Source organism: Blautia sp. TF10-30 (assembly GCF_003481245.1).
GTDB lineage: Bacteria > Bacillota > Clostridia > Lachnospirales > Lachnospiraceae > Fusicatenibacter > Fusicatenibacter saccharivorans.
The window spans coordinates 1-14,086 of record NZ_QUKM01000027.1 but is presented as its reverse complement, the minus strand read 5'-3'; the positions used below and the strand labels follow the sequence as shown (position 1 = coordinate 14,086).

The 14,086-nt window shown below is 34.6% G+C and carries 14 protein-coding genes; 2 read left to right on the top strand and 12 right to left on the bottom strand.

Annotated features, from left to right (window positions below; all coding sequences use genetic code 11):
* Window positions 1–42: 42 nt before the first annotated feature.
* The 12 genes from DXD02_RS15980 to DXD02_RS15065 all read right to left on the bottom strand — a co-directional run bounded on the left by DXD02_RS15980 (window position 43) and on the right by DXD02_RS15065 (window position 12,598).
* Window positions 43–171 (bottom strand): hypothetical protein, encoded by a 129-nt coding sequence (locus DXD02_RS15980; RefSeq protein ID WP_279220347.1) that lies wholly within the window; start codon window positions 169–171, stop codon window positions 43–45.
* Between the two features lie 182 nt (window positions 172–353).
* Window positions 354–1,037: a hypothetical protein gene (locus DXD02_RS15115; protein ID WP_118667087.1), complete on the bottom strand. Its 684-nt coding sequence runs from the start codon at window positions 1,035–1,037 to the stop codon at window positions 354–356.
* A 1-nt stretch (window position 1,038) separates the two neighbouring features.
* Window positions 1,039–1,440 (bottom strand): ATPase, encoded by a 402-nt coding sequence (locus DXD02_RS15110; RefSeq protein ID WP_118351276.1) that lies wholly within the window; start codon window positions 1,438–1,440, stop codon window positions 1,039–1,041.
* Window positions 1,430–1,882, bottom strand: coding sequence for a DUF4869 domain-containing protein (locus tag DXD02_RS15105; RefSeq protein WP_118667086.1), 453 nt, complete (start codon window positions 1,880–1,882; stop codon window positions 1,430–1,432). Before DXD02_RS15105 ends, DXD02_RS15110 begins: the two co-directional genes overlap by 11 nt.
* Before the next feature lie 5 nt (window positions 1,883–1,887).
* Window positions 1,888–3,186, bottom strand: coding sequence for a reverse transcriptase domain-containing protein (locus tag DXD02_RS15100; protein ID WP_118667085.1), 1,299 nt, complete (start codon window positions 3,184–3,186; stop codon window positions 1,888–1,890).
* Window positions 3,187–3,501: 315 nt separating this feature from the next.
* The gene (locus DXD02_RS15095) at window positions 3,502–6,945 is read right to left on the bottom strand and encodes a type I restriction endonuclease subunit R (protein WP_118667084.1); all 3,444 of its coding nucleotides are present in this window, start codon (window positions 6,943–6,945) and stop codon (window positions 3,502–3,504) included.
* A 4-nt stretch (window positions 6,946–6,949) separates the two neighbouring features.
* Window positions 6,950–8,086, bottom strand: a complete 1,137-nt coding sequence (locus tag DXD02_RS15090; protein ID WP_118667083.1) for a restriction endonuclease subunit S — start codon at window positions 8,084–8,086, stop codon at window positions 6,950–6,952.
* Window positions 8,073–9,680 (bottom strand): N-6 DNA methylase, encoded by a 1,608-nt coding sequence (locus tag DXD02_RS15085; protein WP_118667082.1) that lies wholly within the window; start codon window positions 9,678–9,680, stop codon window positions 8,073–8,075. The genes DXD02_RS15090 and DXD02_RS15085 overlap by 14 nt, the downstream gene beginning before the upstream one ends.
* 1 nt (window position 9,681) lies before the next feature.
* Window positions 9,682–9,903, bottom strand: coding sequence for a helix-turn-helix domain-containing protein (locus tag DXD02_RS15080; protein ID WP_118351286.1), 222 nt, complete (start codon window positions 9,901–9,903; stop codon window positions 9,682–9,684).
* Between the two features lie 145 nt (window positions 9,904–10,048).
* Complete coding sequence (locus DXD02_RS15075; protein WP_118667081.1) at window positions 10,049–11,881, bottom strand: relaxase/mobilization nuclease domain-containing protein; 1,833 nt, start codon at window positions 11,879–11,881, stop codon at window positions 10,049–10,051.
* Complete coding sequence (locus tag DXD02_RS15070; protein ID WP_243106629.1) at window positions 11,784–12,221, bottom strand: plasmid mobilization protein; 438 nt, start codon at window positions 12,219–12,221, stop codon at window positions 11,784–11,786. Before DXD02_RS15070 ends, DXD02_RS15075 begins: the two co-directional genes overlap by 98 nt.
* Before the next feature lie 80 nt (window positions 12,222–12,301).
* On the bottom strand, window positions 12,302–12,598 hold the full coding sequence (locus DXD02_RS15065) for a hypothetical protein (RefSeq protein ID WP_243038378.1): 297 nt from the start codon (window positions 12,596–12,598) through the stop codon (window positions 12,302–12,304).
* A gap of 166 nt (window positions 12,599–12,764) precedes the next feature.
* Here DXD02_RS15065 and DXD02_RS15060 point away from each other — a divergent pair, with 166 nt between their 5' ends.
* Both DXD02_RS15060 and DXD02_RS15055 read left to right on the top strand, forming a co-directional pair.
* Entirely contained in the window at window positions 12,765–13,307 is a 543-nt protein-coding gene (locus tag DXD02_RS15060) for a helix-turn-helix domain-containing protein (protein ID WP_118667080.1), read from the top strand.
* Between the two features lie 143 nt (window positions 13,308–13,450).
* On the top strand, window positions 13,451–14,044 hold the full coding sequence (locus DXD02_RS15055; protein ID WP_118667079.1) for a helix-turn-helix domain-containing protein: 594 nt from the start codon (window positions 13,451–13,453) through the stop codon (window positions 14,042–14,044).
* Window positions 14,045–14,086 lie beyond the last annotated feature (42 nt).

The window sequence follows — 14,086 nt, the reverse complement described above, 5'->3', positions numbered from 1 at the left end:
GATTATGGCATAACTTGAAGTGAATAAAAAGGTACTCAGGTTCTACCGTTTACTATTAATGTCAATCTCTTTTCTCTTTAATTTGTCTTTTATAATTAACACCCAGCTTCTTCCCGCCTCTTCTAAGGTAACTAAAGAACTAATCATCCCAATTGCTGCTGCCAAATCCATTTACTATTCACCTTCTCCCAATTCTTGTATCTTCTTCCTACTTTACACCGAATCAATAAATTGTTCTCTATTCAAAATACCAACTGTTTCCTGCATTCACATTCCCCTTTGCTCTTCAGATAAAAATTTGTCTTATTAATGTATCATTTATTATGCATTACGAAAAATATAGTCTTATTAAACTATTCTTTCAAAGTAATATCTCTCATTATCCTTTGTACTTCCTCTGACCGTATCAGCATCCTCATCTTCTCATCCCCACCTTCAACCTCAGGCTTACCACACCTAAGATTATCCGTATGCTCTGACACACAACAATCTTTATACCAGCATTCACCCATAAGAGTCCCTTTAACAGACCACTTTTCATTTTGTGTAAATTCACCAACCAATGACTTCATCACACGTTCTGTAGAATATCTCTTAAATCCAGCTATGTACTGTAATGTTTTCTTATCATCAATCCTTGATAAATCTATTCTGTGATTCTCAACTGCCGCCAAAACTTTATCACGGATTTTTATTTTATCGGTCTTTCCAGTGCCTGTCCATTCTACCAACTTATCAAATGCAAGAATCAGGTACTCAAAACAAATCATATCCAGAATTACAATCTTTCCTTCCGACTTATCTGTTATTGATTTCAACATACGATACTTATTGCGAATGTCTTGATTGTCAACCACATAATCAAATGCAATATAGTATTTATCGTCATCTTTAATATCCAAGTCTATTAATGCATCCAATAATCCCTGATTGCTCCCTTTACTCTCAACTACAAGTTCATTGTCAGAGAAAAGCCGATTAACTAATTTCCAGAAGTGAAGTCCTGCACCAGTATCCTCTGCCCATAAATATCTCATATCACAACTCCTCTTCTAGTGTTATCCTATTATTATCAAACTTCAACACCTTAAAGCTCTTATCAGACACATTAAGTCCGTCACAATTTCGCAAGAAGAGCATATACTGATTTGATAACTCAAAATTAATAAATCTCCTAACATCATCATTAATCAAACAATCTGCATTATCTATCACAATAAAACTATCTCTGCACTGTTTGATTGCCACTAAAAAATCATCTGATTTATAATTAAACAGCTTGATAGCCTTGTATTCGTCTGTCAATCTTATATCTTCAAGCATTTCATAAAGTACTGTTTTCCCGGTACCACTGTCTCCACCAACAAGTGTAATTCTGTCATCAAATTCCAAATCGTATGAAAATGGATCAGCTTTGAATCTAACATTTTTATAAATCATCTGCCTCTCTCCTTTCATATTCATTACTCCACCATGCATTATAACCTCTGCCACCGATAACTATATCAGAATCATTAAATCTGATTTTGGCATCATCCGGAATATCAAAAAGCGTTGGTCTTGACATATAAATCTTAATATTATCCATAGTAAAAAGTATTCTAAGTACATTCGGTCCACATTCCTCAACATTTACCACTTTATCAGGATGCTTTATAATATTAAGTAATGTCTTGCAACCTGATGATAAATTTCGAATTGTACCCAAGCCATATTTTGTTTCTATATGCTTATCTGGCGTCAGCTTAGCCGCATCCACTTGTTGAATCAAATCAATTTCTTTTTGTGACATCTCTTCATTGCCTGTATTCAGGTTAAAATATAGGTCATTCTGAAATATCCAATCCTTTAAATTCTTTTTTTCTGTATAGACGTTTATCATTGATATTACTCCTTCAATTTACTATCAATTTTGTACCAATGTCTTTTCACCTGATTCCGAATACCACTCTCAAGCACCTTACTTTGACTAAATATCTCATCCGCTTTATATGCATATGTTAAGAAATTCCCATGATCCTTAGAATACTTACTTGCCCCTAAATGTGTATACGAATGATAAATTGCTTTCTTTCCAGCATTAAACGATTTTTCATCCGTGTTCTCTTTAATTCTTTTAATTTTTCTATATGCTCTACAATAAAACTTAAATAAACTTTTATCCCTTATATGAACAATTCTACCATCAAATGTAAAACCAAGATAATTTATAAGGTTACTTTGCCCCTTTATTTTTTCTATTTTCCCATTATTGTAAAAAAAATGCTCTGTTTTATCCTCATTTAATTTTAAATTAGGAATACCATCTCTGGTATCATATATAAATTTTGAAATTTCCTCATTTCTTCCACAATTTATCTCGTTATGGGTCATCGGAATAACAACTATTATATCATCACAATACCTTCTATATATTCCTTTCTGAGAAGTAATAAAATCATTAATTCTTTTATCAAAATCTATCATATATACATTAGCATATACAGCACTTATAGATGAACCTTGCGGAATCTGATAATCTTTACTATTTTTATGAAGATACTTCTTTTTAAAATCATGAAATTCATCTGTTTCAAAATATTTATCCAACTCACGCATATCTCTTCTAAATAACCCTTTTTCAGCCTCTATATCCTCAGCTTCAACATATGTAAACTTTGTAATATTCTTATAAATTGCATAATCAGCTACATCCAACGACTTTTCACCAACCACACATTTAATTTTTTCCTTTAAATATCTATGATCAAGATTATCAAAAAATTTACTAAAATCACCAACAAAAATATAAGCTGATTCACATTTAGCAATATACTCAAACACTTCTTTTGCAAAATCAATATTGCATTTTCCTGGTGAGCAGTTTCTATATGCTGTTGAAACACGACCTATTCCTTTTGACTTCATATAATTATTATATTTGCTATTAAGACGATTTCCATAGTACTCATAAATAAATCTGTCAATGTGTGCTGCATAGTATATATCCCGATTTTTTTCTTTAATAAACTTATTTCCTTCTAAATCATTTGTGTATTTGCTGCAATCCATTTGAAAGTGGATAAACGGATAAAAACCGTGCCTACTAACCCAATTAATATTTTGAACACTTTGCTCATAGTTAGTATGGTATTTCTTTTTATCAAAGTGAGTATAGAATTTATCTTTGTATATTTGTTTGCTCATTTTTTCTCCTAAAAGCTTACTGATTAACGACCGGTAGATATCAAATATCAGTAAGCATTAAAATCAATTGGACCTTGCTTTCGCAAGGAACTCTACCATCCTCCAAATACGATGTATTGTATAATATTATTAACAGCTACTTTAATTCACTGGTAATAGGAGGTCATACAATGGACAATATAATTCTTAATATCATCAACTGTATGCTATTAATTCTGTTCAAGAATATTCTTGACATAGAATACGTAAAACCCTTATAGCTATTTCTATAAGGCAAAAGCTATTATTAATCTGTCACTTGATAATAGTATAATACTACTTTTTATATCCATATGGAATAGACTCCTCAGCAACTCGCAACATACTATTTTCTGAAATATAATCATATATATGTCTATTAGAGCCTTTGTACTCTTCAATTGAAGCGGATACATCTGAATGCTCCTCAAAATTCTCCACCTGCTCCATAACTTTCTTAAATACTTCCGGGCTATATTGTGGTGGATAACCATTCTTAACTAGACAAATCTTTATTTCCAATTTCAACTGATCTCTTACATTTTGATTGTTAAGCCAATCAGCAAAAGAAGATTTTGTATCAATGATTTCCTTTACCTTTATTGCCAAGTTTTTGCACTTATCATTGATTACAATACCATCGACCTCTTTATCCGTTCCATACTCAAAATCATATTGGTCACGCATAGAAATCAAAATATCATAAAATGCCTTTTCTTCAAAAGTAAGTCCTATTTTTCGAAAGCTTTCTCTATTTTCATTCATTGCTCTTAGAATAGCTAACGCCTGCTCTGTTGCAATTTTAATAATATCTTCTGAAACCTGTTCCTGTGCTTCACCTGCTTCTTCCGCAGAAAGATGTTTACGTCTCTCATGGTATTCTGCAATAGTCTTTTCCAACATTTCCTGATATGTCTTTGCAGCTAATCTGTTAACTTTCCCATATTCCTTAATCTGTTTACGAAGCATTTTGACAAGAAGTTCGAGCTTAGTTGCCGGCATCTTAACGTCAGATAACTTTTCAAAATATTCTGGTGAAAAAATATCCTCTTCCTCACCACTCTCAAGAATGCTCTCAACCTGATTATATTTTAATGCTTCCTCCACCATCTTAGAAACTGCACGATTCATACTGTCAGTATCCACTTCACTTGTTCCACACATTTTACGGACAAAACCTGCTATTGCCATAAAGCATTGTGCCAAAGCAGATTCTTCTTCTCCAAGATACCCTGAAGGCTGACATATATCAAATGCCATTCTCATAGATTTAACAGTCTTCAGAAAATATGTTTTAAAAGATACTGTCTGAGAACCATTTTTTCCTTCTGACTGCAACTCTTGAGTTGATACAAAAACATATTCTGCTGCTTTGGCAAGAAGCCTGTATCGGTCAATCGGATTGCATTCCATATTTATAAATGGTGTTAAATCATAGCCTATAAACATATTTTTTAGCTCTTCCAATTCTTCCCTAAATACCGATGTAGCCTGCTCAACATCATCAGAAGTTGGTGCAACCGAGCTATTTCCGCCATATAATTTCATGGCTTCACGCATATTATCACGGATTCCTATATAATCAATCACCATACCATACTCTTTTCCTGGATACTTTCTGTTTACACGGCTTATGGTCTGTATTAACAAATGCTTTTTTAATGGTTTATCATTGTATAAATATGTGAGACACGGAACATCAAACCCAGTAATCCACATATCTACAACAATAACTATACGAAAGTTTGACTTTTCTTGCTTAAAAGCAGCATCTAACTCTTCGGAACGTTTATCATTCTTAACGCCACCAAGATAGTTATACATATCCTGCTCATCATTTTTTCCAACACTAGATACCATTGCAATAAGTGGCATAGGTTTCAATTCATTTAATTCTTCATCTGTTCCATCAGTACCATCCGGCACTTTCTTTTCTTCAAACCATTCAGGATACTTATCTTTAAATTTCGACAATAAAGCATAAGCAATCTTTCTATTAGAACAAACCACCATTGCTTTCTGTATTCTATTCGGATCTGCATCACAGGCTGAAACATAATGATTATGAATATCTGTAGCAAGACGCTCTAATCTGGAAGGTTCCCCAAGAATTATTTCCATAGAACTCATTGCCTTCTTACTTGCTTCGACATCTTCAAAAGTAGCACCATCATCAGCACACTTTTTATAGTAGTCCTCAATCTCTTTTACCTTGTTTTTATCAAGTAATACTTTTGCAATACGAGGATGATATTTAATAGAAACAGTAAGTCCATCTGCAACAGCCTGATCCATCGTATATCTATCAATTTCATCACCAAAAGTCTGATATGTTTCTGCAATAGGTGTTCCTGTAAATCCTACAAATGTAGCCTGTGGAAATGCCTCTTTTAACACCTTTGCATATGGCTTTGATACCATAGCTTTCATATTCGCATCCGCATCTTTACTGAATTGAATTTTTTTAGAGTGTTCAAGCTGAGTTCTATGTGCTTCATCAGAGAAGCATATAATATTCTGTCTGTCATTGATAAGACCTATTTTGTCATCTTCCCTATCACAAAACTTCTGAATAGTGCATATATAGAATCCACCACTTTGTCTTGCTCCAAGTTCCTGTCTTAGTTGTGTTCTATTCTTAACAACAGAAACCTCTCCAAGATTAAGGAATTCTGTACTCTTTGTAAAAAGCTTCGCCCCCTGTTTTTGCAATTCATCTCTATCGACAATCAATATAATCGTTGGAGAACCTATCTCTGAGATATCTGTACAGCGTAATGCCAACTGACGTGCCAAAAATGCCATCGTATAAGTCTTACCACATCCCGTAGCCCCAAAATATGTACCGCCTCTTCCACTCTTGGTAACAACAGAATCTACAATGCTTTGCTTCAGAAGCCTCGCAGCAAAAAACTGTGGATAACGGCATACAATTTCCACTTCATCACTATCATAAATACTATCCTGAAAATAAATGTAATCTCTAAATATTTCCAAAAAACGCTCAGGAGAATAAACACCCTTAATCATAGTTTCTGTTTCAGCAAATGGAAGTGTTGATACAGCATCTCCATCATTAACACGTCTCCAGGCATAAAAATGTTCATATGGTGTGCGAACTGTTCCTAATCTGGTTTTAACTCCATCAGAAATACAAGCTAAAGGACAGTAATGCAACAAATGAGGTATATCTCTCCAATAACGAATATTAATCTGCTCCCAAGCATCATAAATAGTCGCATTTGCATCAGCAGGGTTCTTCAATTCCATAATACATAATGGCATACCATTCACAAAAAGAATTACATCCGGTCTGCGGTTCTCTTTTTGACCATTATTTGTATATTCTACTGTAAACTGATTCACCACTCGAAAGACATTCTTAACACCATCCTTTTCAAAGTTAATCAGCGGTATCATTCTTGCAATACCATCTTTCGGAGTAAATTGGATACCATCCACCAACCAGTTGTATACCTTATGCAATGTTGCAAAATCACTCTCTGCACCCACAAGACGAACAGTATCATAGATCTGTGTCACTTCATCTTCTGTCAAATCAAGATTTCCATCTGCTATAAATTTCTTGAAATCATCCTCTATCAACACATCTCTTTTGGTAACACGAGAAAGCTTATTTCCAGAAGTATATTTCCATCCCTCTGTTTCTAAAAAGCCAATAAAGGCATATTCGTATTCTGATTCACAATAATGACCATTGTATTCTTTTAATCTAGCCATAGGCTTATGCCTCCTTTGCTTTTCTCGCCTCTTCTATAGAACCTTTAATTAGTATTGGGCAAATATCTTTTATCTGTTCTTTAAGTTTTTCGTTAATATCTCTGCGTTCATTATATGCGTTATATATTTGAACAATTGATTTTTGAACATTTAAATCCGGTACTGGTATTTCAATTTCATAAAAACGATCCATATCTAAATTTGTTCGTATACTTCCGTCACTCATAAACCAACCTAGTCGATCAACTTCTTTACGCAAAAACCACATCATTATATATTCCACCAAAACACTATTATCTTTTATTTCCAAGACCGTATATGCCGGTGAAATGATTACTGGTTCATCTTTATCAAAAAGTGCTATTCTAATACATTTATCCCTTCCTGTCTGCATTCCAGAAAAGACAAATTGCCCCTTTCTTACAATCTTATATTTAGATAAATCAACCCCATTTATATTTGCAACAGATGGCATAAATTGTTTAGTAATGTTTATTCCTTGAACATCTTTTATCTCACTATTTATGTTTCTACAATCGACTTCTTTGAAAACTTCACTTATCTTTTTCTTTTTCGATTTATGCTTATATTTATCAATTAATACTTCAAATGATAGTTTTAAATCGTTTAAACCATTTTCATAATTTCCTTGATTTTTAAGCATAGTATTATAAATATCAACATATTTTTTTTGAACAGAAATATTAGGCAAATCAACTGTCATATCGCATAATGATTCCCATGAAAAAACTTCTGTTGAACTTCCCCAAGACTGAAAGCAAGCTTCTCTATCCCATTCATCACGTTTAAAATGCAAGAAAAGATAATCTGCCAAAACAATATTTTCCATAGATTTTTTCACTCTAAAAGCAATATTATTCCAGCTAATAATAAAGTTTTCTTTACTATTATTGTAGCCAAATCCAATTCTTTTTCCGTGAGTTCTAGGATTATAAATAAATTCTCTCGGATGGACTACAAGGAATTTAGATAAGTCTGTTCCTGATACATCAGCTTTTGTAGGAATGATTTCTTTTGTAATCGTCATTCCTCTTACATCATCAGGACCATATTTCAATTCTGAATTAATTTCTTGTACTAATTCTATCAATTCTCCAATTTTATATTTAATCAATCCCATAACCAATCCCCCTAAATGCCTCTTCCAGCATTTGCTGGGATTTCTTTTCCTGCTTTAATATATCTTTCATCTCAGATTGAATGCGAGTCATTTCCTTTTCATAATCAATATCTAAATCATGGTCAATAAACTCAATATATTTGCTTGGTGTAAGTGCCCAGCCTTTACTTTCTATTTCGTCAATACCTACACTACGATAAAGTTCCGGTATTTCATAATTTACACCATCGGTACCTTCAGATTGCCATGTATGGTATATAGCAGCAGCCTTCTCAATCTGCTCTGTAACCAAACGAACTTTCTTTTTACTCTCGCCTTTTACTGGATTTTCTGTCCATTGGCGCAAATCCATAAACAAGATTTCGTGCTCACGACTACGAAGTTTTCTACCGTGATAGTTTCCACCCTTTTTATTCTGATTTAATATCCAAAGCGTTACACTGATATCTGTAGTGATAAACAATTCTCTTGGAAGAACTATAATTGCCTCCACTTTGTCATTCTGAATCAGTTTCTTACGGATTTCCAATATATCACTATCATTTAATGCTCCATTTGCAAGAAGAAATCCTGCCACTCCATCTGTCGGTTTTAAATGCGAAAGCATATGAAGAATCCAAGCATAATTTGCATTACTTTCTGGTGGTGTCTGATAATTATTCCAGCGAGGGTCATTTTTTAAATTATCGTTATACCAACCTTTAAGATTGAACGGTGGATTTGCCATAATATAGTTAAAGTACAATCCCTTGTGCAAGTCATGGGTAAATGATGAATCTGCTTCATTTCCAAGATTATGGCTAATCCCACGCAACGCTAAATTCATTTTAGCAAGGCGATATGTAGCCGGTTCTTTTTCCTGTCCATATACATTGATACCATTTAAATTTCCCTGCTTTGACTTAACAAGTTCAGCACTCTGGATAAACATTCCTCCTGAACCACAGCAAGGATCATATAAAGTTCCATCATATGGCTCAATCATTGCTGCAATAAGCTGTACTACATCATGAGGTGTATAGAATTCTCCCTCCTCTTTTGTAGCATTTACCGCAAACTCTTTAAGAAAATATTCATACACACGTCCGATAAGATCCTTTTCCTCCCCAAACGCTTTATGACTAATTTTATTTACTTCATCAACAATCTTCTTTATATCATTCGCAGCCAGATTACGTGCTGTAAATGTACCTTTTACAAAACATCCTTTTAATTGTGGATCCTCTTCCTCAAGTCTTTGTAATGCTGTATCTAATGCAACATTTAACTTAGGAGCAGATGTATTGATAATTGTTGACCATCTGGCTTCTGGCGGTAAATTATATGTACCATCTGCAAAAGTAGCATCATCAAAGAATGCTGCTCTGATATTTTCATCCTCTGGATCCAATCCCTGTTCTTTAAGCGTCTGCTTTAGTTTTTCAACACCATCCTCATACTTTTCCCCAATAAATCTTAAGAATACAAGTGTAAGCATCATATCCCTTTTCTCAAAAAATGAGCCAGAGTTACGCGCTGCACGTAAATAATCTCTACAATTAAATAAAATACTATCTATGTTTAATGCCTTTTCAACAGTTTTCTTCTTCGCCATATTATTTTTCTTCCCTTTCCTCGTCTGGAACAAATTCCATAATATCCTGTATATTGCAATGCAATACATTACATATTTTTTCCAGAACCTGTGTATTTACATGCTCATTCTTTCCTAATTTAGCCAAAGCATTTGTGGTAATTCCTGCCTTTTCTCTAAGGTCTATCTTCATCATATTTTCATCTATTAATTTTTTCCATAATCTGTTGTATCTGATTGCCATTGCTAATCCCTTTCGTATCATCACAACTATTTATTACTTCTTTAGTATATCATTTAAGTTGTTCTAATTCAATCTTAAATTGATTTTTTCAATCTATAATACATCTGATCCTATCCAACCTATATTTATAGAATAAGCAGAGGAATTACCTTCCTCTGCCCCTATTCCGCATTTTATCTTCTGCCTTACCTTTATCAACATCTCTGCTAGCTGCTTCATCATAAATTCTCTGAAACTCTTCATAAAGCCCGTCTCCATCTAGCTTTATCTCCAGCCTTTTCATTACTTCCGAGAACAACCTTATGCTGCCGCCTACATCAGCAATATCAAATCCAAATACATCTGCCTTAACCGGATCACTGATATTCTCATAACCGCCAAGCTCTGATATCCTCCTGACAATCCAGCCAACTTTGTCAACAGGCTCTTTTTCTTCAGGTTTCACAAATCCACTTCTACTTGTTACATCAGTTATACTTTCATCCATTCTTGTCACATTCACATCAAACGAATTATAAATCTCTAATATTCCTATGCCATCTAAATCAGTCTGTTGTTTTTTCGCACTATCTGTTTGCTCTTTCTGTCTTCCTATTTCATTCTGAATATTGTAAGGATTCATCACCTCAACATTTGTATCAAGCTCAACAACTGCTTCCGTTGTTCTCTCAACCAGTATATCCTCTTCCATCCCCGGTATCTCAATTTCCTTATCACCAACAATCTCTTCATCCTCCGATACCGCATAATATGCCGTATACAAATCCTCTTTCATAATACCTTCCATAAGCTGTAGCTGTTTCTTAACTTTCCTTTTCTCCATTTTCAGCTCATCCAGTTCTTCCTGCACTCCCACATGCCACACCTGATATTCCCGATACTGCTCATCTGTCTTAATCCTACGTTTCCTGCTGGAGTTTTCCTTATATATCTCCTGCTGTCTGTCTTCAATCCGCCGCATCTTTTCCTGCTGTTCACTCCTGTACTTCACAAGTCCCGCAACATCCTTGATATCATTATTCACAAGCAACAGATACTCGTCCTGTAGCTGATGAAACCTCTTCAATTCTTCCGTATACTTTGCCCCTCCAACCACAAATCGTTTCTGCTCCACAATTCTCAACCTATATAGCTTTGCATAAAATCGTTTCTGGTATGGTGATAGCTTCGTCCTGTGCAATCCTCTACTATCCGACGAATAAAAATAAGGCTTTGTCATCCAAGGCATATCCACATGATGTATCATACTATCCTCTGTAAACATTTCATCCATCTTTGCCAGACTATGATAATATTTAAATCCTGGTGCCTGCACTTCCATCCACGCACCTTTCTTGAACACATACCCCAGACTTCTCATCTGATAGCTGAAATGTTCTACATTTCCTGCCGCATACGCACACATCTTAGCATCACGAAGTATAATATCCTTCATCGACATTTCCTTTTCCCACTGGTCTCTGCTGATGTTCTTAGGATTTTTGCTATACTCTGCAGGCATTATTGAAAGTCCCAGCTCATCACAATATTTATTTGTAATCGGCTGCAGATGATTCTTCCAGTTGCCCTTAGGCGAATTATATTTCCTGCCTGTTGTTATACTTACGCTGTTCCATATCAGATGCCCATGCATATGTTCCCTGTCGGTATGAACCGCATACACAGCCTCATAATCATCACCAAGTACGTCCTTTGCAAAATGCTCCAACACATACATTGCCTGCTCTGCCGTTACTTTTTCTTCCGGCGAAAATGATATGATCACATGATCCCCCTGTCTCTTACCAGTTTTATGAAATATATTCTTTGTCTCTTCCATCTGCTCAAATGCCGTATCCGGCAGGCAGTTAATACCGCCCACCAGTACACATTCTTCTGTCTTATCCGGATTCTGGATATATTCCAAAGCATTCTTTAAATGCGATGCCGGATTTCTGCCCTCTGATTCCATGATATTCAGGATCTTTGTAATCGCCATACTCCCAACACCTCCCGAATGTTTTCTTTACATCATCCAGACTATCCTGTAACTTGTCAATATCGCTGTAATACAACCTTCCCTGTGAATTGCCAAGCTTTACTGCCTGATTAATATTATTTGCAATACCTGCTATGATACGAATTGCTCTTGCCCTGTCCTCAGGATAACTTGTATCTATGTTGCCGCCTGTCCGAATCAATTCTCTTATATAGGCACTTGCTGTTATTCCAGTTCGTTTAAGTGCTGCTTTCAGAATATCCATATCTTTCTCCGACAGTTTTACAGAAATCTTATAATCTTTCCTGTCAGACTTGTATCTTCTCTTTCCATCTGCCATGCGTTTCTCCCCTTTCGTAGTTTTCTAATGCTGCATCAAACCAATCTCTTTTTATCTGTACCATTGCTTTTTCATCCTTTCTAAACTTCATCCTGTTTGCTTATCACAGAATCCTCAACTGCCGCTTCATAATCCTTTTCTTCTGCAACCTTACTCCGGTTACGCTGCGGCTCATAATCCGAATTGTAATAATCTTTGTAACCATAGATTTTCTGTTCAAAGTACTTCCGTGGGCATTTGCCCCGCATGGTGAAATAACCTTTTGCCTCAAGCTCTACATTATATTCCTTTATAATTGCATATGCCTTTGTCATCCCGATACCAAGCATCTGGCTTATCTCACCTGCATCTATGAATGCTTCCTTTATACCCTTCATGCAACTCCTCCTCGTTAATCTTAGTACACTTTTGTGTTCCTTGTAATTCGTATTATATAGTACACATTTGTGTTCGTCAAGTATTTTTCATAAATTTTTGTACACAAATGTGTCCCAATGTGCTAAACTATCTCTATACCCACAAAGCACAAAAAGGAGAAACATTATGACTGTCGGAGAAAAAATCAAATATTATCGGAATATACGTGGAATATCACAAGAAATGTTGGGAAATCTTTCCGGCATAAATCCGGCTACTATCAAAAAGTATGAGTATGGTATTCGCAATCCAAAGCCGGATCAATTACTGAAAATCACAAACGCTCTTGGCATCAGCATTAATCTATTCATGGATTTTGATATAGAAACTGTATCTGATGTACTTTCTTTACTGTTTAAATTAGATGAGCAAGTAGATATGAAATTTGAAGCAGAAAGAGATGAAAATGGAGAGTTTATCCCTTCTACTGTGAAATTTTCTTTTCAGAACGCTGCTATCAACAATAAACTTTGCACCTATCTTAAAGTAAAGCAAATAAAAGAAAATCTGGAAAACTCCAAGAATAAATTGAGTGCCGAAGATAATTATGCAGAAACTATCACTGAGATTGAGCAGAACATAGAAGATATAAAAAATCATCTAGTAGATGATAATATGGTTGTCAAAAAAGGAACCAACAGAATTACTGTAAAAGTATTTCCACAATAGATATAACCTCTCATTCTACTATGTAAAAGACCTTTGACTATTGAATTTACTCTATGTAAAAGCATTTTGATAGAATCATTTACTAACATTTAATACGATATGTCTAGGTCGAGAGAAAAAACACGTAAAAAGGAGGACGCGCATTGGAACTGTATAAACAGATAAAAAGATATCGAACAGATATGAATTTATCTCAGGAAGAACTTGCAGAAAAAATATATGTCACAAGACAAACTATTTCTAATTGGGAAAATGATAAAAGTTATCCAGATATTCATAGCCTGCTACTGTTAAGTTCAACATTTCACATCTCTCTTGATCAACTAATCAAAGGAGATATTACTACTATGAAAGAAGAAATTAGCAAAGAAGCTATACAGAAATTTAATCGTGATGGAGCTATTTTTACAGTACTTTTAATATTAACTGTCATTGCAGCTGTGCCATTGGCAGTATTTTTAGGATATTGTGGATATATCGTTTGGGGAATTCTTTTCTTAATTACGATATATTACGCTTTAAGAGTAGAAAAGTTCAAAAAAGAAAATGATATTATGACGTACAAAGAAATTGTGGCATTCACCGAAGGAAAGCAATTAGATGAAATTGAAAAAGCACAAGAAAAAGGAAAACGTCCTTATCAGCAACTGCTTTCAGCTTTACTAAGTGCCACAATCGGATTTATTATATCTATGTTTTTTGTTTGGTTGCTCAAATCCTATATTTGTAAACGGTAGAACCTGAGTACCTTTTTATTCACTTCAAGTTATGCCATAATC